The sequence below is a fragment of the candidate division KSB1 bacterium genome, from assembly GCA_024655945.1.
In the GTDB taxonomy this organism is placed as follows: Bacteria; Zhuqueibacterota; Zhuqueibacteria; order JANLFK01; family Oleimicrobiaceae; genus Oleimicrobium.
The window spans coordinates 307602-333678 of sequence record JANLFK010000002.1; the positions used below are offsets into that span (position 1 = coordinate 307602).

Consider the following 26077-nt stretch of genomic DNA (forward strand, 5'->3'; position numbering starts at 1 on the left):
AACGGCTAAAATCCGTCTATTAGACGCAATCGCGCAGCATGAGATTCACCAGACCAGCAAATTCAACGCCTGTTTCTGGTCGTGAGTTCCCCCACCCCCTTGACCAGGTCTGCTCATTGAACAACATACGGTCGAATTGGTTCCAATTGCGTCCACATTTAGTCAGCCCGGGCTGGCTCTATCGGTTCCAGACTTCATTGGACGCCACCGCCCACCTTGGGCAGGACATACGGCCCCTGCGCGATTACCGCAATCTTCGCATCTGGGCCATGGCTGGCCAGAGCCGCCTGCAGCGCCTGGTCAAAGGAGGCATGCGACCTGATCAGCGGGCATCGATGCTCCGGCCGAGCTAACGTGGGGGAGACCACCAGGACGTCGGCCTTCCGCAGCGTCTGGAGATACTTCTGCCATTGCCACTGGTCAGGGACGTAGTAGTCCGTCTCCAAGATGCGCTTCAGGAAATCCTGCCCGTCAACCGTCTCCCTGCACAGAGCAGCGAATTTCGGGCTACCCAGGCCCTCACAGCATTCCGCCACCAGGATGATGGTTCCGCCATCTTTCACCACTGGCGCCGCTGCGGTCACGCCCTTTACGGCCTGGTAGAAGGTCGCATCCAGCGGCGCGCCGCCCGAGGTGGTGACGACGATCTCGGCCGGTGCCGGAAGCTCATCGGTGACGACCTGCCGGACGAAGGCCACGGCCGCGGCATGTCCCTCCTCCAGGTCACCACAGAAGATGCCGGTGAGGCGCTTCTCCTCGTCCAGGGCTAGGTTCACGGAGAAATCGACCCCCACTCTTTTCGCCACTTCCAAGGCCTCGCTGTGGAAAGGGTTCCCCTCGATGACCCCTTCGCGACAAAGGGGGTGGGCCATCATCTGTGCGCCGTGCACGACGCGCATCGTCCGGTCCCCGGCGATTCCGGGAACAATCAGCTTCCGTCCACCAGAGAAGCCGGCCATGAGGTGTGGCTCCACGAAGCCGATGATCACCTTGAGGGCACTGCGCACGTAGCGGCGGTCGAGCCAGATTTCGGTTCCTGTGCTGGTGGTGCCCAGATAGTCGTGCTCGGCTTCTTCGGCGGAGTGATGATTGGCTACCCGGTAGCAGGAGGCGATCTCCGCCCCCACCAGTGCCTCGAGCTCCTCCCCCACATTCGGCCTATGCGTGCCTGTGGCAACCAGGATCGTCAGCCGCTCGCGTGGCACCCCCGCCGCCTCGATGGTTTGCAACACGGGAGGCAGGAGTAGCCAGTTCGGCACCGGGCGCGTAATGTCGCAAATGACGACGCAGGCGGACTCTTTGCCCTTAGCCAGTTCTGCCAGCGGCGGACACCCAATGGGATCTTTCAGACCGCGCCGCAGGTGTCCGACGGGATCTGCGAGCGGCGGCGCCTGGCGCATGCGCACTACCTTGAGCAGGTTCCGTTCGGGAACCCGAATGGGCCACCCCTGTCTTCCGTAATGCAGGGTGAGTTCCATCTGCCCCGTCAATGTCGAGTGCGCTCGCGCACGACGCGTTCCAAGTAACCGCTCTCCCTGTACGCCTGCAGTGGGTCCGGCGGCAGGCCTCGTTCTATCCGCGCATGCGCTAATAGTGGGCGAACGTCGGTCGCAAAGGCCTCTCTGAGTATCATTTCGGCAGCGACCACCTCATACTTGAGTTGCGCGGCCGCCAACGCCTCCCTGTCCACCAGCAGCGCCTTGCAATAGGTTTCCTGCACTTGCAGTACCGACTGCACCATCGCCTCGACTTTGGGCTTGATGGCGTGACTCTGGTCGATCATGTAGGCCACCGTCTGCGGGCGGTCGGGGTCCAATTGCGCCTTGACCAGTTCATTGAAGATCAAGAACAGCTCATAGGGGGCGTGCGAACCCACCGTCATGTCGTCGTCGGCGTACTTCTTGCTATTGAAGTGGAAGCCTCCCAACCTGCCCTCGTCAAGCAAGACCGCCACGATGTGCTCGATGTTCGTGCCCAAGGGATGATGCCCCAGGTCGACCAGCACCTTGGCGCGCGGCCCCAACTTGGTCGCCAGGGCGTAGACCATGCCCCAGTCCGCAAGGTCGGTGTGGTAGAACGCCGGCTCAAAGAACTTGTACTCGATGGCCATGGTCATCGACTCTGGCATGGCCTCGTAGACCTCTCGCAGGCACTCCTCTATCCAATGCTTACGCTGTCGAAAATCGCCCTGTCCTGGGTAGTTTGTGCCGTCGGCGAGCCAGGGGGTGAAGAGATCGGAGCCCACCTCCTGAGCAATCTCGATACACTCTTTCATGTGCGCCACGGCCTTTCGCCGGATGGCAGGCGATACGTTGGTGACGCTGCCGAACTTGTAGTCATCGTCCTCAAACAGGTTCGGGTTGACGGCGCCGATGGCCACACCCAAAGAGCGGGCATAAGCACTGAGCCCGGCATAGTCGTCCACTTTGTCCCACGGGATGTGGATGGCTACGCGTGGCGCGATGCCGGTGAGGCGGTGCACCTGGGCAGCGTCCTGAAGCTTCTCAAAAATGGTGCGCGGCACCCCCGGCTGACGAAAGACCTTGAAGCGCGTACCGCTGTCCCCATACCCCCACGAAGGCGTCTCGATGCAGATGGACATCGCCTGAGCCTCTACCGCAGGCACATCCACTCCGCGGTCGTACAACAGTTGGCTGAGGAGGCGGTAGAACTGCTCATCGAACTGGCTTGACATATTTACCTCCACTTTGTCGTGTTGCGGAGGATGGCAAATAGCAAAAAGCCGCGACGGCTCTCTTCAATTCCGACGCGGCCAACCAGCCTTGCACGCTGGCAAGACCACGGGAAGCGTGTAGTGCTGCTTCCTGCCCGTTACTCAATAGGCCATCAGACGATGGCCTATTGAGGATTGCCCAGTCAATGGCTGAGAGTGGGACGACTCGTCGCGGCCCTGAAATTTGGCCTGTAATTATACGACATTTTTCCCCAAATAGCAAGAAAAAAATCAACCTTTTTTGGTGCACAGATGGTCACCCCTGCCTGCCCGCCAGAAGTGCGTCAGCAGTTGGCCTGCGAACAGCCTACCCCAGACACATGGTGCGCCCACGCGCGGCAACCAGCGATTCCGCCTCCGCATAGCCACCTCCAACTCCTGCGCAAAGCCGAGGTGTTCGCCGGCGCATTCGACCAGGTCGTCGGCATCCTTTCGCCTGATACCCGTAACGACACCGGTGGATCTCGACGAAACGGCCAGGGGATTCTGCCGGGGTCTTTCTCACAGGACGTCCCCAAAGCTCCCACCTCAGCTCGCGCTGCACAGGCTATTTGCCCGCCTCGGGACGCCTGGCTTTCGCGAAAAACTCCTTTTGCAGCTTCAGCGTCAGCCGATCGGCCTTGACGGCCCTGAGCATGCCCACAAACTGCCGCACGTACTCTGCTAAGACGAGCTCACCGAGCTCTGCACACGCTGGCCGCGCGTCGCCTGCATAGTGATCCGGGAAGCGGGCGTACCACCAGATGCCTGTGAAGGTGTCCAGAAGAGTTTTGAGCCGTTGCAGGTCCTTGCCCTGGCTGGCGCTCGCCTGCTGCAGGTGCACCAACTCGGGACGATGCGCCATGAGCATCGAGGTCTCCACCTCGCCTGCATGGAAGTCGAATTCGGTCCGGCGCTTCTCGGAAACAGACTCTTGCCGCTCTGGAGGACCCGCGGGCAGAAAGAGATAGACCGCATAGTCTCGTTCCCGAGTCAGCTGCGCCTGGCAGAAGAACTTTAGGAAGGCGTTGTTGCCCCCGTGTCCATTGAGGAGAACGATTTTCAGGAAGCCGTTGCGCGCCAACTCATCACAGGTCTCTTGTAGCACAGCCCAGATGAGGCGCTCGCTATAGGCAATGGTGCCAGGCTGATGTTTCGCCTCGAATATCTGGCCGAAGTAGAAAGGCGGGAAGACGACCACGTACTCCTCTGCCGCGGCCCGCAGCGCGATCTCCCGGGCGTTGAGGACGTCCGTGCCGAGGGGGAGGTGCAAGCCGTGCTTTTCCAGCACGCCGCAGGCCACTACGCAGGTGCGCGCGGAGAGCTTCAGGGCGGTGCCGAAGTCGGCCGCGCTGAGTTCCTCAAGGCAAACTGGAGGGCAACTGGCTGCTGAGTTGTTTTCAGGGGCCTTCCGGGGTGTGCGGCCCACCCGTTGCGCATCGTTTCGCATGAGGATTCCCTCCCTTGCACTGGCCAAATACACGCCACTCCCTTGCTTTGTGTCCCGGCGCCTGTGCCAAGCGCAGGGTGCCAGCCTTACGTTCTACCGAGCTGGAACTCGTCGAAAATACGAGCCGCCGGAGTCCCCTTACCCGGCTCTCCGAACAAAAAAGGCCCACTCGCATGGGCCTTGAGCCTTGAGGCGGCCGAACACGCCACCCGTGAGCCTGCCACTTCTCCTCATGGTGCGCCCACAAGGAATCGAACCTTGAACCTACTGATTAAGAGTCAGTTGCTCTGCCAGTTGAGCTATGGGCGCAAGCACCCCGCTGGCAGCGGGGTCAATTTGACGGCTGCAAATATACGAACTTCGGAGGTCACTGTCAAGCTCTTTTCCGGGCTTGAGCAAAACTGCGCACGCCGGTTCTCGAGTGCCTCCTGGGGCCGGCCGCGGGACGATGGCCTATCGGTCCACCCGGGCGCTGCCGCCCGCCATGAGCTTCTCCACCTCTTTGAGTGTCGCCATTGAAGTGTCGCCAGGCGTGGTCATGGCCAGAGCCCCGTGCGCTGCGCCGTACTCCACCGCCTTCTGCGGGTCCCCGGTGGTCATGAGGCCATAGATCAGGCCAGAGGCAAAGCTATCTCCGCCACCCACCCGGTCCAATATCTCCAGGCTCGGGCGCGGTGTTGCCTCGTAGAAGCTCCCGTCAGCCCAGCAGATGGCGCCCCAGTCATTGATGGTGGCCGTCTTCACTGCCCGCAAGGTAGTTGCCACCACCTTGAAGCTGGGGTACTCCTTGACCACGCGCTCGATCATGCGCTTGAAGCTGCTCACCTCCAGGGCCGAGTACTCTTTGTCCACCCCCTCCACTTCGAAACCTAAGGCTGCGGTAAAGTCCTCCTCGTTGCCGATCATCACGTCCACATAAGGGGCCAGGCTTCTGTTCACCTGCTGCGCCCTCTCCTTCCCGCCAATTGCCTTCCAGAGCGAAGGACGGTAGTTCAGGTCGTAGGAGATAATGGTGCTGTGCTTGCGCGCGGCGGCCATCGCCTCCTGGATCACCTCCGGCGTAGTCTCCGACAGCGCGGCAAATATGCCCCCGGTATGAAACCAGCGCACCCCTCGCCTGCCGAAGATCTCCTCCCAGTCGAAATCGCCCTTCTTGAGCTGGGAAGCTGCGGTGTTGCCGCGGTCAGAGACGCCTACCGCCCCGCGCACGCCAAAGCCCCTCTCGGTGAAATTCAGACCGTTGCGCACGGTGCGCCCGACGCCGTCGTAGGGCACCCATTTGATAAGGGAGGTGTCCACTCCGCCTTGCAGGATCAAGTCCTCGATGAGGCGTCCAACCGCGTTGTCGGCAAAAGCCGTAGCGACCGCGGTACGCATGCCGAAGCAGCGGCGCAGCCCCCGCGCCACGTTGTACTCACCGCCGCCTTCCCAGACGCGGAACCAGCGCGTCGTGTGGATGCGCCCCTCGCCAGGATCAAGGCGCAGCATCACCTCCCCCAAAGAAAGCAAGTCGAATTCGCACTCTTCCCTCGGTCGCAGTTTCAGGTTCAAGCTTCTTCCCTCCTTGATTGTCCGTCAGACATCAATTGACTCTCCTGTCGCACATCCATCTTTGCCAAGACATTTTTGGGTCCGGCCGGCGTCCGCCTCCGCAGCAAGAAGCCCAGGCCTCCGCGCGGCAAAGGCGCGAGGCGCCTCGCGCCATTTTCACTCAACAATACGCGCATCCCTGCCCAGGAGCAGAGAAATTATCCTATGTGCCGGAAGAAGCTCCTTGTCAAAGACGTTAATGAGGAGCGAGGGCCAATTGTTCCCCACGCCCTGCGAAGCGGAGACACAGCCGGCCGCAGGGACAATGCTTCGCACGCAGGTCGCACCGCCACGCGAAAAGCATTCGCCACCTCACGGGTCGGGCCTCCAGGTGCAGACCACCCTGGCAAGCCAAGTCACTTCGGCTGCAGCGCTCCTCCACCAGAAGGCAACCGTGAGGGATTGACCATGCCGGGTGCGGGAGCCGCGTATCCTTGTGCCGCAAAAACGCTCGGCCGGGGCTTCTGGCCACTTCGTGCACGAGTTCTATGGCCGAAAAGGAGCAAAAGGAAAAGCGGCAAGGTTGCCTGCCCTGTGCGTGCTCCTTCTTGGTAGCATTACGCTGGGCACTTCCGCGATTATCTTGCCGGGAAGGGTCGCCCGCACCATCGACTTCGGAGCAGCAGCCTTGGACCTCGCCTCCTCCCACGTGGCTAACCGATATTCCCTCCACCGGATGCAATCACCTCGCGATACCAGAGCCCGGAGTCTTTGACGATGCGGGCCTGAGTCTGGTAGTCCACATACACCAGCCCGAAACGCTGCTTATAACCGTGGGCCCATTCAAAGTTGTCCAGGATGGACCAGACAAAATAAGCGATGCCTGGCACCCCGTCGGCAATTGCTCGTCCATAGGCCTTGAGGTAGCGGCGCAGGAAATCGATCCGCTGGGGGTCGTGCACCCGGCCGTCGCTGGCTACCCAATCGCAGTTGGCCATCCCATTCTCCGTGACGGCGATGGGCAGCCCGTACCTTTCGTAGAAGAACTTCGGTCCCCAGTAGAGCGCCTCGGGAGTGACTGGCCACTCCATGGTCGTCAAAGCTGGTCCGGTGGGCAGGGGCACAGGCTGCCATCGGCCTTCCTTGCCTGCCCGCACCACTTCCCCGAAATAGATGTTCACCCCGAAAAAGTCCAGCGGCTGACCGATGGTGCCCATGTCTGCGGGGCCAATCTGAGGCAGCGAATCGGCGAAGAGCTCCAACCCATCCTCCGGGTACCTCCCCCACAGCATAGGGTCCGCAAACCAGGTGTTGTTGCCACAGCTCCGCTCAGTGATCGCGAAAGTGGCGCTGCGCGCGGCAGCGACGTCCTCCGCACGCTCCGTGGCGGGAATCTTGACCACGCCGACCAGAGCGGCGCCAACGGAGGGTTTGCGCCTGGCACGACTGCGGATGACCTGCACGGCCTTGCCATGAGCAAGAAGCGAGTTGTGCGCAGCCTGGAGGACATCGGCAAAGCCCAACTGCAGGCCCGGCGCGTGCTCCCCGGTGAGATGGCCGAGGCCGATGTAGCATTGCGGTTCGTTCTGCGTGATCCACCACCCGACCCGGTCAGACAGCTGGTCGACGACCAGTTGCACGTAGGCGGCGAACCACTCGCTGCTGTCGCTGTGCAACCATCCGCCGCGGCGAAAAAGCGCGTGCGGGTAGTCCCAGTGGAACAAGGTCACCCACGGCTGAATGTTGTGCGCTAACAAGGTGTCCACCAGACGATCGTAGAAGCTCATGCCGCGCTCGTTGACCGCCCCCACTCCCTCTGGAAGCACGCGCGGCCAGGAAATGGAAAAACGGTAGGCCTGAAGGCCCAACTCCTTCATCAACTGCACATCTTCCTGGTAGCGGTGGTAGTGGTCGCAGGCGACGTCGCCCGTGTTGCCTTGCCAGACCTTGCCCGGTTGGCGGCAGAACAGATCCCACACGGAAGGGCCCTTGCCGTCATCCCAGGCGGCTCCTTCTATCTGGTAGCTGGCCGCTGCTGCTCCCCACACAAAGCTCGTCGGAAAGGCTGCCATAGCGCTTCTCTCCTGAAGGAAGATCTCGGCGCGTCCACCCCTGCCTCGACAAGGCTTGGTCTGTCCAAAGTCCCTGGCCCTGCGAGCCGATGCGCAGCGTCACTGCTCTGAAGGGAACCCCTCTGTGGCCTATGCCAGTGGCGGCCCCACGACGGAGAGGAGATGCTCCTGGGCGGAGCACAGGAAACGCACCGGCCGGGTCCCTCGCCTGCAAGCCTTATCACAGCCCCCCTGCGGTGTCATACATGTCGAGGGCCTCCTGGCGCATTCTTGTCCCGTGCTACTCCAGTTCCGGAGACCGTCAGCGCAGCAGGAGGCTCTTGCGCACCGCCCTCTCCTGGTCGCTCGTCAGTTCGTAAAAATACACGCCGGAGGACAGGCGAGACCCGTCGAAGACCACCATGTGGGTGCCAGCGGGTTGCGTCCCGTCCACGAGCGTTGCCACCTCCCTGCCCAGCGTGTCGTACACCTTCAATCGCACCCTCTGGCTGCGCGGCAGAGAAAACGGTATGCGCGTCCGCGGATTGAACGGGTTGGGGAAGTTCTGTCCGAGGAAGAATTGCCCAGGGAGAGCGCTTCCTTTGCCATCTGGGGCGACGCCGGAGCTCTGCCGCGCGGCCTCTTCGACCGCGCCTTCAAAGTCCACAATGTAGTGCCACCAGTTGTTCAGGATTCCATCGGTCACTCCCACGAACCTGGGCAAGTGACTGAACCACCAGCGCATGTAGCCCACGTGCGAGCACCCCCATTCGGAACAGTTGAGGACGCGGCTCTGGTCCAGGAGAATGGGGTAGCGCTTCCAATTGTCGGCGTAGCAGGTCACGTATCGGTGGTTACCAAAGTCATAGTCGCTCATGCCGTTGGGTGGATAGTGGATGCTCCCGACGTGAGCTTGCCCCGGCCTGTCCTTGTCGATAGTGGTAAAGATCTCCCAGTTGTTGCGAGGCTCGGCCCTTGGGTTCCAGCGGCCGTAGGCGTGCGCCAGGGCACTCTCGGAGCGATGGCCATAGCTTTCCATGGCCTCAGCGATGCCGCGCTCATAGTTCCAGCCCATCACCGGGAGCAGCCGGCGCAGCGCTGGATGGTCCATGGGCGGGGAGTTGTACCAAAACGCGCCCGGACCGACCAGCTGCGACTCCCACATGCCCGCAAAGGGAAAACTGTAGACCCAGACCTCCATGATGCGGCCTTCGTTCCGCTTTTGGTCGAACTGATGATAGTCGATCATCGCCCGGTAGTCGAACTTGACCCGGTCTTCGATCTCCGCCATGTACTGCAGCGTGCCTGGTGTGCTGCGGCCGTACAATCTGCCGCCGGGCCCGAAATAGTAGGCCAGCGTGTCCAAGGACATGAACGTGCCATCCAGACGGGAAAAGCATTGCACATCGTCATGGATTTCCACTATCTGATACTGGACGACCCCGTCGCTGCATTGGTAGAACTCTTCCGCCAGCTGAAACACGAGCACGAGCGGGTCGGCCCAGCCGCGGAGCTGGTGGATGCGCCTCTTGTTCACCTTGTCGATAATCTGGTCTTGCAGCACCACTGCCACCGGCACGACCATCGGCTCCACCTTCTGCGAGACAAAGTCTTCGACCACGGTCACCCGTGCGCTCCCGGTGAGAGAGCCGGCTACGGCCGTGAGCTCGGCGCTTCCCAGGGCCACGGCATGCACATCGCCCATTTCGCCGACATGTGCCACGCCAGGGTCACTCGAGCTCCACGCCGGCGGGGCTGCAAACGGGTAGGGCATCAACCCACCGCCACTGTCCACGGCCTTGACGGTAAGCTGCAGGGTGGTGCCCGGCACCATTCTGAACTCTTCCGGGATAATCTTGAGGGCAACCAAGGTCTGGCCTGAGTAGAGCATCCATTCGCCCACGAACACGTAGCTGCTGTCGATCTGCGTGTTGCGGCCGGTCAAACGCACCGCCCGCACCCCTTCGACGGAGCATCCCACCGAGTCCCAGGCAAAGTAATGGCACAGCCGGCGTTCCACGGGGATCCGGTAGGTGCCGCTGCGACTGGTCAGGTCCTGTTGCTGCGCCGCAGTCTCCAGGGACCACTCGCCTTCCATCCAGAAGAAGACCTTGCTGGCCTTCAGGGTCACCGCGCTGTCAAGGAGGAGGGTGATGCTCAGCGTGCTGGAATTTTGCACCCCGGCACTGGTGAGGCCGTTGCCGTCAAAGATTCTGTCCATGGAGCCGAACCTCAGCGCAGGCTCAGCCGAGGCAACTATGGTTCCGGAAGTGATCCCTTTCAGCACATTGAGCGCTTGGATTTGGGTGACCTGAGCCAGCCCTGTTCCGAAGCCGAACAAGGCGAGAGCCGCGGCCAGAAAAGCCGCCTTTGGCCTGTCGGAGAGAGTAACCATTTCAAGAATTCCTCCAAGATGACCACGTCCGTTTTCATAGCACCAGCTTAAACCCCCTTTTCATGGCCGCATCGAAATCACCGATGAAAATCCACCAGTTCGTCAGCGGGCGGCCATCGTATTCGAGACCGTTGTCCGCGCCGGGAAGGCTTTGCATCCACAGGATGAACCAGTCGAGGCTGTTGCAGTTCCAGCGTTGGCAGTTCACCTGCTTGCGCTGCCCTGTGCCGTCGGGTCGCCAATCCTCTATGTCAGTCCACACCAGGCGAGGGTTCTTCCAGTCATAGTCTCGTTCGGCATTGGGCGGGTAGTGCGCCCAGCCGCACCCTGGCCTGACAATCTTGTGGGTCTTGTCGCTCCCCACGAACTTGCCCCAGAAGAGCAAGTTCGGCCACTCGTCCTCTGGCGTCGTATCGCGGCCATCCACAAAGTTCAACACCGCCTCGATCTGGTGCATGTGGTCCTCGATGGCCTCGGACAGTCCGCGCTGATAGTTGTAGTGGTACAAGGTGTACGTCTTGCGAAAGGTCGGCAAGTCGTTGGGGTCGCGGTCGCTGTTGCTCACATCGCCAAACGGCCCCGCCATGTTCGATTCCCACAGGTCCAAGACGCCGCCATGGTAGGCCCACAACCAAATCTCCTTCACGCCTCTCTTTTCGACCCAATACTCAGCGTCGATGCGCTTCACGACCGCGTAATAGTCGGGCACCGGGCGAGCGTGGCCGGGCTTGAAGCACAATGGCAAGGGTTCGAAGAACTCGTGCTTGTGCAGGATCTTGTACTTCAGACTCGGTTTCGCCGCTGGATTCTTGTATCCCCGAAAGCGGGAGCCTTCTTCCAGGCATTCGGCGATCCTCTTGGTGAGGCTGTCGGTCTTGGCTCGCGTGAAGGCAAGGCTCCGCCCCCAATCTCCGGTCACGGCTATGTTAATGGAATCGCCTGCTAAGGGATAGTAGCACACGACCACCACCGGCACAACGAAGGGAGGCTTTGGCACCGAGCCTGCGCATGCTTGCGCCGCCACGCCGAACACCCACCACATGACTGCGCACAACAGGCCCAATGTCAATCTTGAAAGCATCTCAGGCCCTCCTTACCAGTTATCCGCCACCAAAGAGAACTCAACGCGGGACCGCCTCGGCAGGGTGCCCTCGCAGAAAGAAGTTCCGCCTTCGGGTCTATCGGACAAGAACTATCTTCCCCTGCCAAGTGCGCTTATCTGCCTTGAGCACATACAAGTAAAGGCCGGAAGCGACAGGCCTCCCCAGCGCAGTGCCGTCCCACTCTGCGCGATGGAGGCCGGCAGGCAGGTGTTGGTCAACCAGGCGTGCCACCTCCCGCCCTGCCAGGTCGTAGACGCTCAACCGCGCCTCGCCGTCTTGTTTCGTCGGGAAGACAAATGTTGCCTGGGAATTGAAAGGATTCGGGAAAACGGCCACGGCCACAGGGGGCGCCGAATGCGGAGCTACTTCTTCTTCCACCCGCATGCCCACCTCGTCCAGGTCCAGAAGCATGCGCGCCACCACCCCAGTCCAAATGTACGTGTGCAGCCAGGAGTCCGAGGGACGGGGTGCATCGCAGGAGTAGGACTCGTAAAAGTCGTGATAGTCGCGGAGCGTCGCGATCACCCCAGCAAAGAGGCGCTCGGCCAGCTCGCGCGCCTCATCGTAGAAGCCGTAAGCCAGCAGGCCTCGAAACACGAGGAAGTTCCACTCCGGGTACACCGAATGAGCATCGTAGCCGTCGTAAGGGTCACTGTGCGCGAGAAGCGGCACGCCGTAGGGCCGCCCGAAGGTATCAGGGTTGCGCAGCTGCGCCAAGAGGTAGCGCGCCTGGGCCTGGTTAGCCACTCCCGCCCATAGGGGCAGGAAGCCGATGAGCTCCTTGCGGCGCAGATCGTTGGCCGAGCGATAGGTGAAAGTGTGGGTATGCTTGTCGACGTGGTAGTAGAACCGCGTCTCCGGGTCCCACATGAGCGCGTTGATGGCGTCGGCCCGTGCCTGGGCAAGGCGTTCCCAATGCGCGCTTTCTTCCTGCTTTCCTAGGAGAGCCGCCATGGAAGCCAGCGCCTTCTCCTCCATGACCAGCTCGCAATTGAGGTCGAGGGCTTCCACCTTGTTGGCGTTGTGGGGATCCGAGTAGCCGCCCAACAGGTCCCAGATCACGTTGTAGTCCCTCACCGACTCCAAGAAAGCATCGCCGCCCCATTCGCAGAGGCCATCTCGATCGTCGTCGCGCTCCCGCAGCCAGAAGTTGTGGAACCTCACCCCATAATCGTACATGTCCCTGACAAAACTGGTGTCGTGCGTCACCTGGAAGATCTGCCACGTCTCCCAGTTGAACCATGGCGCTGAGGAAGAGTACTCGTTGGCCCAGTAGAGCAGCTCGTTGAGATAGGGGCCCACACGGTAAGGGATGTAACCATCGGGCCACTCGCTCCGGCTGTTCATGCGCTCGGCGTAGAGGCGCTGCGAATTCTGGGCGCCCACCGGGTCCATATAGGCGTATGCCAGCATCGCCAGGCTTTCGTGAAAAACCTGGCCTCCGTGCCCCCATCCCCATGTTGGTTCTCGCGAGAAAAGATAGTAGTTGAAGGAACATTCGCCTTCCGGCGGCATCATGCATTGGCGCATCATCGAGAAGGCGCTCCAGTACATCAGGCGGTGGTCGCGGCTCGGCCATGCCAGGCGCGGGATGCGCGCATAGGCCGCCTCGTCCTCGCGCAGCGCCTCTTCCATGTCGTAGGCCATGAGAGCCTGGCAGACCATGGCCAGGCTGTCCACGTTGCCTCCCTCCTCGATGACGCCGCGAATCAGGCGGATGCTCTTGGTCTCGCCTGGCTGCAGTGACATAGAGCGCTGCACCGCCACGACGCGGCACTCCTCGCCGATGAGCCCGGACAGGCGGGGGTTGTTGACATCTGCGAAGAAGGACGTCACCGCTGGCCGCCCCACCTCGGCGGAGCGCCATCCCCAGGTGCCGTGCTGGTCGCGGCCGACAAGCACGTACCGGTAGCTGCTGTCCGGGTCGAGCGCCAAGTCGAGGTAGCCAGGGTCGGTGAGCTCCTGGGCAATCAAGTCGTAGCGCCCTGGCGTGCCGGAGGTCCTCCGGTAGAGGGTGTAGCGGCAACCAGGCTCTGGCACCCAGCTCACCACTGCCGCCTCGTGGTTAGCGGCAAAGTGGACATGCACGTCGCGGGGTGCAGGTGGCAGCGAGGTGGGCGCGAGCCTGAGGTCAATCCGCACGCCCGATGGCGCAGGCAGTTCCCCCACGGCTGCCCCTGCTGCGCCCTGTTCCCCCGTGGCGTTGCACGTAAAGACCACGATGACCGAATCGCCGACCCTGAGCGGCGGGCGAAGAAAGTTGCCCAGCTCGCAGCCCTGGAAACCATTCCCCGGAATGTTCGGGTCTGGATCGCCCCACTTTGGTGCATCTTCGGTGAGAATCTCGCCCTGGCTGTCCGCGCGCGTGATCAGCTGTTGCACCAAGGGTGGCTGGTGCGTGCACAGGGAGCCGTCCGCGTGGTGCACCGTGCCCCACTCCACGCAGTAATTGCCACCGCGCGCACTACGCGCCAGGGGCGGCCCAGGCGGCTCGCCCAGGCTCGCATAGCCGCCATACGCCTGGGCCGGTGCATCCAGAACAAGAATATCGGTTACGTTGCGGCAATAAGGAACCCCATGCGCAAGGGTCCACCAGTCTGGAGGCTCCTCATGGGAGCAGACGAAGCTGCGCGCATCCTCCCTCATCGCCGGCGCCCGAAGCCCTTGGGGGTGATGGAGAAACGCGTAGGCGTCCACGACCTGTGCGGCTGCGCCCGAGTTGGTGATTGCCAGTTCTTCGATGGCAATCCGTGAGCTGTAGACCTGAAAGAAGACCTCCACCTCGATTTCCGGAAACGGTCGCATGCGCAGCTTCACCAAGTCGCTATACGAGGCTATAATCACGGGCTCCTCCGCCAGGTCGCGCACCTGGTAGTGCACTACGCCCCCCACTCTGAAGGCAAGACCAAGGGTGCCCCCATTGTCGGTGGTGAACTCCACCCCGCGCTCCGGCTCCGAAAACTTGAGCTGATACCCTTCGTCCAAGACGAACTGAGAGCGCGCCACAGGCGCCGCATAGGTGGTGAACAGAGGGTCGCGGCCCGTCACAGCCAATTGCGAGAGTTCGTGTTGCGGCCACCCCAAGGTCGCCCAGGCAAGAACGACCGCCTCTATCATAGCAACCGCAATAAGCCGCCGGGTCATCTTTGCGTCCCCGCGCTAACGGACCAGTGTAACCTGCTGTCTGCGCACCAGCATCCCGTTTGTGAGGCGACACCAGTAAACACCAGTGGGCGCGGCCAAACCGTACTGGTCCTTTCCGTCCCACTGTACCCGGTATGTGCCAGCCGGAAGCTCCTGAGCAATCAGTGTCCTGATCAACCTGCCGCTCACATCAAAGATGGCCACTTGCGTCTGGCCTTGTCCCGTGGTGCTATAGGCGAATTCCGTACTTTGGTTGAAGGGATTGGGAAAGGCTATGCTGAGCGTGCAGGTGGTTTGTGGCTCCTCTCCTGAAGCAGTCAGGACGGTGGTCTTGGGCACGAGATTCACGCGCAACTCGTGCCGCCCCACTTCGATATGGCCCCGCCAATACTCCATGTTAAAGTCCGTGGACTCCAGAAAGCCATACCCAACTCCCCCTCCGTGCTCCACCCTGACAATGAGCACGGCGTTGGACAACCCATAGTCGTGGACAATCACGCCGGTTGCAGAGAATGGACAGCGCCCAAGGTAGACATTCCCTGCGTCATCGGCGAAAAGGAGCATGTCCGCCTTGTCGTCGAAGTACTTGCCGTACCACACCCCTGGCTGTCCAGTCGCACGATAGACAGAGACCTGGGCACCGGGCAAGGGGTTGCCGCCGTTGTCTTTCACGGTCAGACAGTTCTCAAGGGGCAAGTCCTGCATGAATGCTCCGATGTTTTCCGGAGCGTTGTAGTTGCCCTTGGTTGCACGATGGCCCGCGATGAGATTCAAAGCCACAGCACTGTACCGGTCAATCCAGGTGTACTCCCCATTCATCAGCCCTTTGTACGGGGTGTAGTGCACCGCGTCGCCACCCACGAGCGGCATGTAAGGAGTGCCCACGATGAGCCGACCTCCTTCCATGATGGCAACGGTGCTACCACTGCCGTTGTCGTGGACGTTGAAGCCATAGAGGTCAATCAGGTAGCGTGCGTGCCCCAGTTCGTGGAGCAGTGAGCCTTCGAAAAAGAAGGGGTTGCTATCGCTGATACTCTTATGGTTGGCGTAGAAGCCGCTCGTCAGCAAGCTGGCAGGAAAACCCCACTGGAGGTCGACGGTGCGATCCTGCAAGTTGGGGGTGTTTGTCGCCAAACCTCCGGCAAGAGGGAGCCTGCCATCGGGCACCACGGTGATATGGTCAATGCGCAGGCGGTCCAGCACACCCTCCGGAGTCTCGGGATAGACCGCGTTGGCGAACATTTGGTTCCAGCGGCGCACGTGACGCTGCGCCCAATCCTCCCAGGAATTGGCATGTACCCCCAACTCCTTCTGGTACCGGTGAAAGTAGTCGTACACGCTCTGCTCGACATAGAAACCAACGCTGAGGGCGTTGGTGTAAATGAGAACGGCGTTGTTGCCCTCCTCCTCTTCAGGTACTTCATTGTCCGGGTCGATGACGAACTCCAGTTCATGGCGCGCGAAGGTCCATGGCGAGCTATAGTCGACGGTCGCCATGCCCGAGTCGGGCAGGTCCACCAGGCCACGCGCCACCTCCTCGCCGTCGAGGAGCCAGGCGTACGGGACAGCCGACATGTCCTCGGCGGCCCAGTTGCGGATATGAGCGCGCCAGGTCACCAGCTCCCCCGGCCTGGGCCATCCTTCCACTGCCGGGTCGCTGCTCCCCCACACGTAGCTGAGGCGCGGCAGGCGGGCAATCCACCCGACGTCCAAGTCGGCACCCGCCACGATCTCATTGACCTCCTCCGAGTGGGGGCCCCAAGTGCCCGATGATGACCGGGCAAAGACCACGTAGCCATAACTCGCACCCGGCGCCACAGCAGAGTCGGTGAAACTGCTTGTGAAGAGCCCTTCGGCCATCAGCTGGTACTGCCTGCGCGCCAGACCACCAGCCACCGTGTCCTGCAGCGCCCGCCGATAGACGGCGTAAGTGGCGTTGGGGATTGCCTCCCACGTCAGCTCCCGATGGCCGCGAATGTTCCGGTGCAGGCGCAGTCCTCGCGGGCGCGCAGGCATCTGCACCTTGGCCAAGTACAGCGTAGAGGGCCAACGGTACCAGGGGATGGCATCGATCCGTTCGGCGAGAACGCCCTGCTCCCCGGCCGCCTCACAGCAAAAACGCACTACCACGCAATCCCCCATTGCCACGGCTGGCGAAAAGTTGCCCAGCTCCACGCCAAAGGTACCCTTGCCGTCGATGTTCGGATCCCCGCCCGTGTCCCAGCGAGGCGCGTTCTCCAGCAGAATGCGCGACTCGTCCCCGTTCAAGAACACCGTGAAGCTCGCCTCCGGCGGCTGATGGCGGCAGAACTGCCCGTCGGCGTGGCGCACAAAATTGCGGAAATAGATCCACTGACTGCCAGCCGGCACCACCCACGATGCCAAGCCGACGAGGACGAGAGGCCTAAGCCATGACCTTGCTGATGTCACCCATCCTCCAGAGAAAAAGCGCAGCGCCTGGCCATCAGAGGCGGGAGCAACCGGCTGGGACAGCGTTGCTTCTTGCCCAGAATTCCTGCCGTCGCCATGTCAGCTCGCGACCAGTGAGCGCATGGCCACCAGCACACCAAGGGCAACAATCACCACGGCACCCGCCACCGCCACGGCAGTGGTGCCCCAGGCGGGCAGGCGGCCTTGGGCCAGGCGCGCCCCCCTCACCACGACAACGCCTAACACCACCATCACCACTGCCATCCCCAGGCTAAAGCTGGCCACAAGGGCCAACCCAAGGGGGACCTTGTGCATCGATATGGCCAGGAGCAAGATCACCAGAGCCTTTGGGCACGGCACGAGCCCACCGGAGAAACCTAAGGAGATCGCGCCCCACCACGTTCGCGGCCCCACAGACACGCCTTGTGCGTGGTGGTATTCGTGTTCGTGGTGATGAAAATGTCTCTCATGAACATCACCACCGTGCCAGGACGCTTGCTCCTGGCCCGTTCCCCGCGATGAAAGCGAGGTCTGCCGCCTCTTGAACACAGCCCTGATCCTCGCGAAGAGCAACCAAAGCCCGATACCAGAGACGGCCACACCGGAGCCCAAAGAAAACCATCTTGCAGCTCTTTCTGGCCAAAAAAAGTCAGTGACCCAGAGAGCCAGCAGCGCAACGACCACTACCACCAAGACGTGGGAAGCTGTCAGAACAAGAGCAAGCAGCACCGCATCGGGAATCCGTCCCTGAGAGCTGACCAGATAGGCAGCCATCAGCGACTTGCCATGCCCTGGGCCGAGGGCGTGCAGAGCTCCCAGCAGGAAAGCAACGCCAAGAACCGCCAGCGCAAACAGGGGGCTCACGTGCTCATAGTAAAGCACCTCTTTGACCAGGTCTTGGCTCACGGCTGTCACCGAGTGCACCGGAAGCGGATTTTCAACTTCGGGTACTTTCCTTTGCGAATACGCAGCACAGTCTCGTCGTAAAACACGCCGCTGATGACCACCATGTCCAAGTCCCGCTTGATATATCCCGGGTACGTGGACAGGAATGAAATGGAGGGCGAGCCGATAACACGAAGCTGGAGCAATCTGCCGATCGCCCGCTCCTGCTCATCAGTGAAGGCCACCCTCTCTTTGGCCAGATCGATGAAGTGGTTCCCGCAGATGAAGAAGAGACGGGGGTCTGCCTCCAGATCATGATCCCCCGGCGAGAGCTGGCCACTTTCGACCAGGAACACCATGCGCAGCCTGAGCGGCGCAAGCAGGCTGTCGGCGAGCAGACCAGGCGCCTCACACTCCACAAGGCGCATGCGGGAGCGCCGGCCACCAATGCGCAACGGCTCCTGTTGCAGCAGGTCATTCAGCGAGCGGGCGAACTCTGTGAAAAAATCTTCTACCTCGGCGGCGCTGAGCACGGTGTCGGCATTGGTGTCGATCATGTTGCGAATGTGCGGCGCAAGCTGGCCGAGATAGAGGGATTCGTATTGCACAGTGATGAGCGTCGGGTCGACGTGCACCCAGACTTGGTCGCGCATCTCTTCAGGGGTTTGCGAAAAGCGGTAACCGTGCGCCGCCAGCGGCTGGGTGAGCGTCACCAACAGGAGGAGCGCTGCGCACCGACTCGTCACCATGGGGCAGCACGGAAAAAGGGGGCGGCGCTGAGGCGGGACCGGGCTCTGCTTGTGCTCCAGGGGCCACGCGTCGGCAACGGCCAGCTACTTTCGCGCCGCCATAGGCGCTCAGAATTGCGCATTGACGCCTATCCGTTGCGCAGCACCCAACAGGCCAAAGTCGCTGTAAGCGTAATCCAATCGGAAGCACAGCCCACCCACATCCACTTGCAGTCCGCCGCCGAAGGAGTAGCGCGCCACATCATGATTGAGACGATAGCCACTGCGGAGGAAGAGGAGATTCTGGTAGCACCACTCTGCGCCAACCTCCCCCAAAGGGCGGCCGTCGTTGGGCTTCATGGCGGAGAAGCTTACCGCCAGCCTCTGTGCCTGGCCGTCGATGGCGTTGATGGCCAGACCAAAAGTAAAGTTCGTGGGCAACGGGTACGATTCGTGCACGAACTTGACTTCCGAGCCGAAATTGGCGATCTTCATGCCGAAGCGAAAACCGCGAAAGTGGGTCACGTAGAGGACGGCGATGTCCGCCGCCACAGCCGCGCCGACGAAATCAGAGTACAGCGCCATGCGGATGTAGTTGAGTGTGCCGCCAAAAGTGACACGGTCGGTCAAATAGCGAGCGTAGCTGAGTCCTATGCGATAGTTCCCGGCGTAGAAGGTCTCGCCGGTGCCGTCTGGCTGCAGGGGAGTGCGCACCTTCATCTCGTCGGTGTAAAGCGCGGTGGCCGAGAGCGCAAACGTGCCGGCGCGGCCAAAGGTGCGGGCTGCCGCCACATAATCGTGGTTGATGCCCGCAAACCAGCCCGTATGGGTGAAAGCCACAGCATTGCCCGGAATCCAGGCTAAGGCAGCTGGGTTGTAGTGAGCCGCCTCGGCGCCGTCGACCATGGCAATGAACGCGTCGCCCATGCCTGCGCCTCGGGCGCTGACGCCTATCTTGAGAAACTGCGCATCAGTACTGCCAGGGCGCTCGTACTGGGCGACGACCACGGCCGGCAGGAGCAGCACCACCCCCAACCATTTTCGATACGCAAGCTTCGTCTTCTTTCTCATACGAACGACGGTCCTCTACTTGATCACCACAAACTTGCCCACTTGCACCTCGCCAGTGCGCTTGTCCTCCACCGTGAAAAGGTAGATGCCGCTGGCGATGGCCTGCCCCACCGAGGAGGTCAGGTTCCAGTCCTCATAGCCACGACTGGCGTCATCGTGTTCCAGCGTGGTGATAAGGTCTCCGGCCAAAGTGTACACCTTGATAATGCACTGCGCCGGCAGGTTAATAAACTGCACACGCCTGTCCTGCTCCATCCATCGTTTGCGTGTGCCCGCCGGCTTTTCCCACTGCGGATTGTATTGATGATAGGCCACGTCGCCCCGATAGGGATTAGGCACGACGGCCACCTGCCCCACCTTCTCCGGCGGCGGGGTACCAGGCACCACCTTCTTGGCGTTGGCCGTCACGCTCGACTCCTGAGAAGGAAAATTGGTCACCGAGTCGGGCTTGGAAAAGGCGGTGACACTGTAGTAGTACTCGACGTTGTTCACCAAGCCCACATCGGTGTATTCGTAGGCAAGCCCGGTGTTTTGGCCGTAGCGATTTCCCGGTAGGTCGTACTCTGCCAGCAAGGTCCACGGTCCCTGGGCGCTCACGGTGCTCTTGTAGAGTCGATACCCTTCGAACGGCTGCGAGCTGTGGTCCCCGCGATAAGGGTCGTAGTACTTCTCCGGGTCCACCTCACCAGCCAGTGGTTTCCAGGAGAGCGTCACGCGGTGCGATGCAGGAAAGACCCGCAGCGGTGGCCGAGGAGGTGGAAACGGCACGCGATAGCGCCGGTCGCGCAGAAACTCCAGGTACTTGGCATTCTTCATCAGACCCGCCATGCCCATCCCGAAGACTTCGCCTATCTCGAAGTGAAGCGTGTCACCCACGTTCAGGTAGGGGAAAGGCCCAAAGGCAATCGAAATATGCGCCCGTTCGATCTCGGGGCGGTTTTGCATGATCTCGCCGCTGGCCATGCCCAGCCGGTAGCGCACCGGGTCTCGGCCCCACCCGGCCAAGTCCTCGTGATTGTACCACTTGAAGGTCCACTTGAGCGTGCTATCGGCCGGATAGAGCACCTTGATGCCGATGGGGCTTATCGCCGTACCATCATCGCCGCCGGGGTTATCCTCACCCACGGCCATGAATTGCGCTGGGAAGAAGTAGGTATGTTCATCTAAGAAGTTGAGAGCCGCGTCGTTGTTGCCAATCTCGCCATGCAGCCAAAAGCCGACGTACACCTCCCGCAAGGGGAACTTGGTGGGCATCACGTTGTAATTGAACACGAGAAATTCGTCCAGCGGCGGCGAACTCCAGGCATAACTCCACTGTACCACGTCCAGATAGAGTGGGGTGTGGTCAGTGACGTTGAGGATGTTATAGTCGCTATACCGGCAGACAAAGTCCTGGTCGGAGATAGCCGCGTAGCGTGGCCAATACGGAATGTCAACTGTATCACCCTTCTGTACCACCCACACCGTATCCCATGGTTCGGCAGTGGGGAAGAACTCGTGGGGCGTGAAGTGGGTCCGCGACACGGAGACAAGCGTGTCCCCGGACGGGGTGATGGCCCCGATCCAGATCCCACCTTGGTAGACATGTTCCTCGTTGCTGCCCGGCGGCATTTCGCAATACAAGAGCCCCGGATAGCCCACGCGTACGTAGTCGTGGGTGTCGTCCAAGGTGCCCATGTTAGTCACCAGCTGCCGCACCTTGCCCACGTTGTGCAGCTTCCAATCCAGGTTGGTCCACTGCGCCTTCGCCGGGAAGGCCCACAGGAACAGAAGGCAACAAGCAACGACCGCTGCCGCCCACCTGCAAGTTGCAAGGCTCATGGGTACACCCAAGACTCTCACTCTTCTTCCTGTTTTGCGCAAGGTGGTTCGCATCATTTGATTATCACGAACTTGCCCACTTGTACGGCGCCGGTTCTGGTGTCCTTGACGGTGAAAAGGTAGATGCCACTTGCAACCGCCTGTCCCACGCCGGAGGTCAGGTTCCAGTCTTCATACCCCTTGTACGGGTCGTGGTGGCTGATGGAGATGACATGGTCACCTGCTAAGGTGTAGACATCGATTTCGCACGCCTCAGGTAGGTTGATGAACTGGATACGACGGTCCTGCTCCATCCAGCGCTCGCGCGTGCCCTTCGGGCGCTCCCATGGCGGGTTGTAGGAGTGATAAGCGACGTCGCCGCGGTAGGGATTGGGAACCACTGCGACCTGTCCCACCGTGGCAGGAGGCTCAGTCCCCGGCACCACCACCTTGGCATTGGCGGGGACACTGGATTCCTGCGAGGGAAAACCCGACACGGTGTCAGGCTTCGAGTACGCGGTCACCGAGTAGTAGTACTCGAGGTTGTTGAGCAGCCCTACGTCAGTGTACTCGTAGGCCAGGCCGGTGTTTGCCCCAAGATCGTTGCCAGGCAGGTCATATTCGGCCAACAGGGTCCATGGGCCGGTGGGGCCGACCGTGCTCTTGTACACACGGTATCCTTCGAACGGCTGCGGACAGTGGTCGGCGCGATTGGGGTCCTGGTAGGTCTCCGGATCTGGCTCGCCTGGCTGCGCCTTCCAGCGCAGCACCACCTGGTGAGAGCGGGTCTCCACCCGCAGCGGCGGCCGCGGCGGCGGCGACGGCACCTTGAAGTCGTTCGCCACCAACCAGTCCAAACGATCGGCGTTCTTCAGCAGCCCCTTGAGACCCTTGCCGAGGATCTCACCCACATAGAACTGCACCGTGTCGCCAACCTGGAGGTTGAACGGTCCGAAGGCTATGAAAAACTGCGAGCCGATGGGGTCAAGCTGGTTTTGCATGATCACCCCTGCCGCCATCTCTCGGTAGCGGTCAGGGTCGCGCGCGGGCGGGCCAAAGTCCGGGTTTTGGATCCAGTTAAAGGTCCAGCGCAGCTTGCCCATCCCCTGGGGCGGATAAATCTTGACCGCGATGGGGCTGTACGCATCGCCATCAGGCCCGCCTGCGGCGTCTATTGAGACACCCATCTGCCGTTCCGGATAGTAGACCGAATAGTCGTCCAGCGCAAAGGACCACCCCGGACCGCGGTAGCCGACATTCCCGTCCAGCCAGTAAGCAACCCACACATTCTGCAAGGGCTTGGCTGTGGCGGTCACCCAGTAGCGGAACACCACCATTTCGTCCAACGGCGGTGAGGCCCAGACATGACTGGTCTGGATCACGTCCACATACAACGGGGTGTGCAAGGCGATGTTGGTAATGTGAAAGTCCGCATACCGGCAGACAAAGTCCTGATCGCCAACGGCTGTATAGCCCGGCCAATAGGGTATGTCCACCGTGTCTCCCTTTTCCACCACCCAAATGGTGTCCCATTTGGCAGAGCTGGGGAAGAACTCGACGTCGGAATGCCAGCTGGTCGTCACCGAGACCGCAGTGTCAACGCCGGTGATCGCACCAATCCAGATACCGCCCTCCCCCACGTGTTCCTCATGGCTGCCGGGCGGGAACTCGCAATAGATGAGCCCTGTCCAACTTCCCCATAAGACCCAGGTGGGCCACAGGCTGCCGATGTTGGAGACAAACTGCCGCACCTTGCCTACGTCGTGCAGCTTCCAGTCCAGGGCCACCCGGGCCTGGCCAAGGAGCGAAGTGCTCAACACCAGCGTCGCCACGAGGGTGAGAAGAGCCGCACACCTTCGGCGAGGGGTCGCGTGACAGCATACCCCTTGGCGCCGTTGCCGGCCGGGGAACAAGTGGTACTCCCGATCTTCAGTCCAATGACCAGTCAATGCTCGTTCCTATCTTTACGTGCCGGCCCGTGGAAAACTGCCGTGGGTCCATGAGGCTGTAAATCTTGTGCCAGCTCAGGTACTGGTAGACATTGATCGCCGTCAACTGCGGGTCCACGTCACCGTACTTGTAAGGTTTGCCGGTGAGGGTGTTGAACGCATAGCTGATCTGCGTGTTCTTCTCGCCAAAGAGGTTGAAGATGTCGACGAACAGCGAAAGGCGCGCCGGCCCAAAGTTGAACGACTTGCGAATTTTGGCATCAGTGGACATGGTCCATGGGCCGCTGGCAGAGTTCTCGGTCTTCTGAGCCACCACAGGATCGAGGGTGAAAGGTGTGTACGGTTGCCCAGAGGAGACCCGCGAAAGGATGGTCACGTTCCAGTTATCAGGAAGCTTGAGGCCAAACATCTTCGGGTTCTTCTTGGGCGGAGCCTCCAACATCGCCTGCAAGATGAACTGGTGGCGAACATCCCACCCCAAGCGGCGCTCTCGGATGGGTAGAGGGAAATCGGTGAGCGAGCGGATATAGTTCTCAAAGGCGGATGACGAATAGCCTGTCGCCCACTGCACTGTGTAGTTCAACTTGCCTGAGGTAAAATGGGAGTACCTCTTCACCAATTCGAACTCCAGACCACGCGCTCTGGCGTACCCTTTGTTGTCGTAGAGATAGACCGGCAGGCCAAGAGCCGCCAGCAGTTGCGTCGTCTCCACCTGCTTGGAGATGTCCTTGGTATAGCTCTTTACATCAATGGCCCAGTCACTGAGGAACTGGTGCGTGAAGCCGAACTCGTACAAGATTGTCTGCTCAAAGTCTAAGAAGGGATTGCCCGTAAAGCCACCCGTGTAAGGGTCGCGGTACAGGTACTGCAGCTCGGGGAACTGGTTAAAGTGCCCGTAGGAGAAGAAAATCACCGTGCGGTCGGAAATGGGGAACGAGATCCCGAAGCGCGGGCTTATCTTGTACTTCAGCTGCTTCCAATTGGCGCGCAAGCCAGTGGCCTCCTCCCAGGCTTTCTTCCACGCCTTGTTCTCCACCGTCGAGCCCAAGCGGAGCCAGTCGGCGCGGACTCCCGCGTTGATGATCAGCGACCCCTTTTCGAACTTGTCCTGTATGTACCACCCGCCGCTGGTTGGGTAAGCGGTGAACACCCAACGATTCTGACCAAACTCCTTGTACGGCCCGTTCGGGGCCGGGAACGGGGGCTCGTTCTTGAACACGTACTGCCCGTAGTTGGAGAGCTTTACCCCGCCATCCTGGATGTCGACATAGTGAATATCGTTGGACTGGACCAAGAAACCCGTCTTCACCAGATGCTCAGGGTGGATCTGCGAAGTGATGTCGGCCTTCACCGTCAGCGTCTTGGTGTGGTCGTCTCGCCAAATGTTCTCGTAGCTCTGGGCATCAAAGAAGCCATAGCCGTCCGTGGTCGGTGCCTTAATGGTGGACTTGAGCGAGTCTGGCGCTCCTGAGAAGTTACGAACATAGGTGTAGTAGTCGTACTCCACTCCGTCCTTGTAGAAGCGCCAGAAATCGGCAGGCGACTTGCCGTCCAGCGAGCCGGTATAGTCCACAGTCAGATAGCCAAGATTGACGGTGTAGAAAGTCGCCGGCGAAAGCGTATGGTTCACACGCAGCATAAGGTTCTGATTGTTGCGCGCATACTCGGCCGTGTGGTCAGGATAGTTCTTCCACAGCCAGTCAAAACTGCTCCAGCTCTTCCAGGAGCCGTGGTAGGAGAAGCCCAGGTCCAGCTGCTGCGTCAATTGCCAGCCAATCTTGGCGTTGAAGTTGCCGTCGTTGTCTTGCTTTTCCCTAATCCTCAAGCCGAGGACATTGATATCGTCGCGCTTGCGGTGGTTGTTGTAGGGTGTGTCCGAAAGGGTGCCGTTGCCCGACAAGAAGAAGCTCAAGGTACCCGGCAAGCGGAGCCCCCGCGCCGCGAGCAACCGCGACACCGGCTCAGGCCCCCCGAAGTAGAAGGAACCGTAGTCGGTCGCATAGGTGTTGAACATCTCAGAGGACTTGTACTCGACGCCGCCTTCCAGTCGTTGCCCTCCGGAGCGCGTAGTGATGTTAACCACCCCCGACTGTGCCTGGCCGTACTCGGCATTGAACGCTCCAGTCAGCAGCTCCATCTGCTTGATGTCCACCACGTTGAGGTTGAGCACGTCCCGCCCACCGTAGATGGGGTGCGTCACTGGTACGCCGTCCACCATGAAGAGAATCTCGCCACCGCGGCCGCCGCGCACGTGGATGTCCTTGACGCTCTCGTCGCGCACCTGGAGCCGCGTGCCATCCCCGAAACGAATGGCCTGCGGTGCCGCATCGATGACAGCGCCCCCTTGCAAAAGGAAGAGGTCGGTTGTCCTCTCGAAACCCGGGGTCTGCTCGATCTGCTCGCGGCTTGTCGTTTTGCGCGTAGAGGTGATGTCCAGCTGCACCAGCGGCTCTTCGGCCACCACCACCAACTCGGGAAACTCGATGGCCGTCGGCTCCAGCTCAAAGTTGACGCGCGTGGTGAGGTCTACCTTCACCTCCACATTGGCCACCGTCTTGGTGTGATAGCCGATGTATGACGCTGCCACCTCGTATCTGCCAGGTGGCACTTGCAGGATGTAGTACATCCCCTTTGCATCGGTGGCAGCTCCTAAGGTGGTGCCCCGTACCATCACGTTACAGGCCATCAGCGGCTCTTTGGTCTGCTTGTCGACCACCATGCCGGCGATCTTGCCGGTATTTCCCGCCCAAAGCTGATGGCCCCACAGGACTGCTGCCAACGCTACCAAGGCAAGACTACGCTGCCTGAGCACCATCGTTTTCCTCATC

15 protein-coding genes and 1 tRNA gene are annotated in these 26077 nt (G+C 60.9%); all 16 read right to left on the reverse strand.

Annotation, left to right across the window (positions count from 1 at the left end):
• Positions 1-194: 194 nt before the first annotated feature.
• Positions 195-1478 (reverse strand): nickel-dependent lactate racemase, encoded by a 1284-nt coding sequence (larA, locus tag NUW13_04310; protein MCR4438250.1) that lies wholly within the window; start codon positions 1476-1478, stop codon positions 195-197.
• Between the two features lie 8 nt (positions 1479-1486).
• The gene (gene rhaI, locus NUW13_04315; protein ID MCR4438251.1) at positions 1487-2695 is read right to left on the reverse strand and encodes an L-rhamnose isomerase; all 1209 of its coding nucleotides are present in this window, start codon (positions 2693-2695) and stop codon (positions 1487-1489) included.
• Positions 2696-3281: 586 nt separating this feature from the next.
• Entirely contained in the window at positions 3282-4163 is an 882-nt protein-coding gene (locus NUW13_04320) for a creatininase family protein (protein ID MCR4438252.1), read from the reverse strand.
• A 233-nt stretch (positions 4164-4396) separates the two neighbouring features.
• Positions 4397-4472: transfer RNA gene (locus tag NUW13_04325), tRNA-Lys, on the reverse strand.
• Positions 4473-4616: 144 nt separating this feature from the next.
• Positions 4617-5714 carry a sugar kinase gene (locus NUW13_04330; protein MCR4438253.1) on the reverse strand — a complete coding sequence of 366 codons (1098 nt, stop codon included), beginning with the start codon at positions 5712-5714 and terminating at the stop codon, positions 4617-4619.
• Positions 5715-6406: 692 nt separating this feature from the next.
• A complete protein-coding gene (locus NUW13_04335; protein ID MCR4438254.1) occupies positions 6407-7765 on the reverse strand; it encodes a GH1 family beta-glucosidase in 1359 nt (452 codons plus the stop codon).
• A 301-nt stretch (positions 7766-8066) separates the two neighbouring features.
• The gene (locus NUW13_04340; protein MCR4438255.1) at positions 8067-10139 is read right to left on the reverse strand and encodes a T9SS type A sorting domain-containing protein; all 2073 of its coding nucleotides are present in this window, start codon (positions 10137-10139) and stop codon (positions 8067-8069) included.
• A 34-nt stretch (positions 10140-10173) separates the two neighbouring features.
• Complete coding sequence (locus tag NUW13_04345) at positions 10174-11220, reverse strand: hypothetical protein (protein MCR4438256.1); 1047 nt, start codon at positions 11218-11220, stop codon at positions 10174-10176.
• A gap of 97 nt (positions 11221-11317) precedes the next feature.
• Entirely contained in the window at positions 11318-14386 is a 3069-nt protein-coding gene (locus NUW13_04350; GenBank protein MCR4438257.1) for a T9SS type A sorting domain-containing protein, read from the reverse strand.
• Between the two features lie 15 nt (positions 14387-14401).
• The gene (locus NUW13_04355; protein ID MCR4438258.1) at positions 14402-16816 is read right to left on the reverse strand and encodes a T9SS type A sorting domain-containing protein; all 2415 of its coding nucleotides are present in this window, start codon (positions 16814-16816) and stop codon (positions 14402-14404) included.
• Between the two features lie 99 nt (positions 16817-16915).
• Positions 16916-17722 (reverse strand): sulfite exporter TauE/SafE family protein, encoded by an 807-nt coding sequence (locus NUW13_04360; GenBank protein MCR4438259.1) that lies wholly within the window; start codon positions 17720-17722, stop codon positions 16916-16918.
• 5 nt (positions 17723-17727) lie between these two features.
• A complete protein-coding gene (locus tag NUW13_04365; protein ID MCR4438260.1) occupies positions 17728-18450 on the reverse strand; it encodes a hypothetical protein in 723 nt (240 codons plus the stop codon).
• Between the two features lie 108 nt (positions 18451-18558).
• A complete protein-coding gene (locus NUW13_04370) occupies positions 18559-19500 on the reverse strand; it encodes a PorV/PorQ family protein (GenBank protein MCR4438261.1) in 942 nt (313 codons plus the stop codon).
• Between the two features lie 15 nt (positions 19501-19515).
• Positions 19516-21321, reverse strand: a complete 1806-nt coding sequence (locus tag NUW13_04375; GenBank protein ID MCR4438262.1) for a hypothetical protein — start codon at positions 21319-21321, stop codon at positions 19516-19518.
• A 53-nt stretch (positions 21322-21374) separates the two neighbouring features.
• Entirely contained in the window at positions 21375-23120 is a 1746-nt protein-coding gene (locus NUW13_04380; protein MCR4438263.1) for a hypothetical protein, read from the reverse strand.
• Positions 23121-23229: 109 nt separating this feature from the next.
• Positions 23230-26076, reverse strand: a complete 2847-nt coding sequence (locus tag NUW13_04385; protein ID MCR4438264.1) for a TonB-dependent receptor — start codon at positions 26074-26076, stop codon at positions 23230-23232.
• Between the last annotated feature and the right edge of the window lies 1 nt (position 26077).

Bases quoted from the DNA above. Each gene is read 5' to 3' on its own strand.
- NUW13_04335 (MCR4438254.1), bottom strand. From the start codon at position 7,765: ATGGCAGCCTTTCCGACGAGCTTTGTGTGGGGAGCAGCAGCGGCCAGC.
- NUW13_04320 (MCR4438252.1), bottom strand. From the start codon at position 4,163: ATGCGAAACGATGCGCAACGGGTGGGCCGCACACCCCGGAAGGCCCCT.
- NUW13_04350 (MCR4438257.1), bottom strand. From the start codon at position 14,386: ATGACCCGGCGGCTTATTGCGGTTGCTATGATAGAGGCGGTCGTTCTT.
- rhaI (MCR4438251.1), bottom strand. From the start codon at position 2,695: ATGTCAAGCCAGTTCGATGAGCAGTTCTACCGCCTCCTCAGCCAACTG.
- NUW13_04340 (MCR4438255.1), bottom strand. From the start codon at position 10,139: ATGGTTACTCTCTCCGACAGGCCAAAGGCGGCTTTTCTGGCCGCGGCT.
- NUW13_04365 (MCR4438260.1), bottom strand. From the start codon at position 18,450: ATGGTGACGAGTCGGTGCGCAGCGCTCCTCCTGTTGGTGACGCTCACC.
- NUW13_04385 (MCR4438264.1), bottom strand. From the start codon at position 26,076: ATGAGGAAAACGATGGTGCTCAGGCAGCGTAGTCTTGCCTTGGTAGCG.
- NUW13_04345 (MCR4438256.1), bottom strand. From the start codon at position 11,220: ATGCTTTCAAGATTGACATTGGGCCTGTTGTGCGCAGTCATGTGGTGG.
- NUW13_04375 (MCR4438262.1), bottom strand. From the start codon at position 21,321: ATGAGCCTTGCAACTTGCAGGTGGGCGGCAGCGGTCGTTGCTTGTTGC.
- NUW13_04370 (MCR4438261.1), bottom strand. From the start codon at position 19,500: ATGAGAAAGAAGACGAAGCTTGCGTATCGAAAATGGTTGGGGGTGGTG.
- larA (MCR4438250.1), bottom strand. From the start codon at position 1,478: ATGGAACTCACCCTGCATTACGGAAGACAGGGGTGGCCCATTCGGGTT.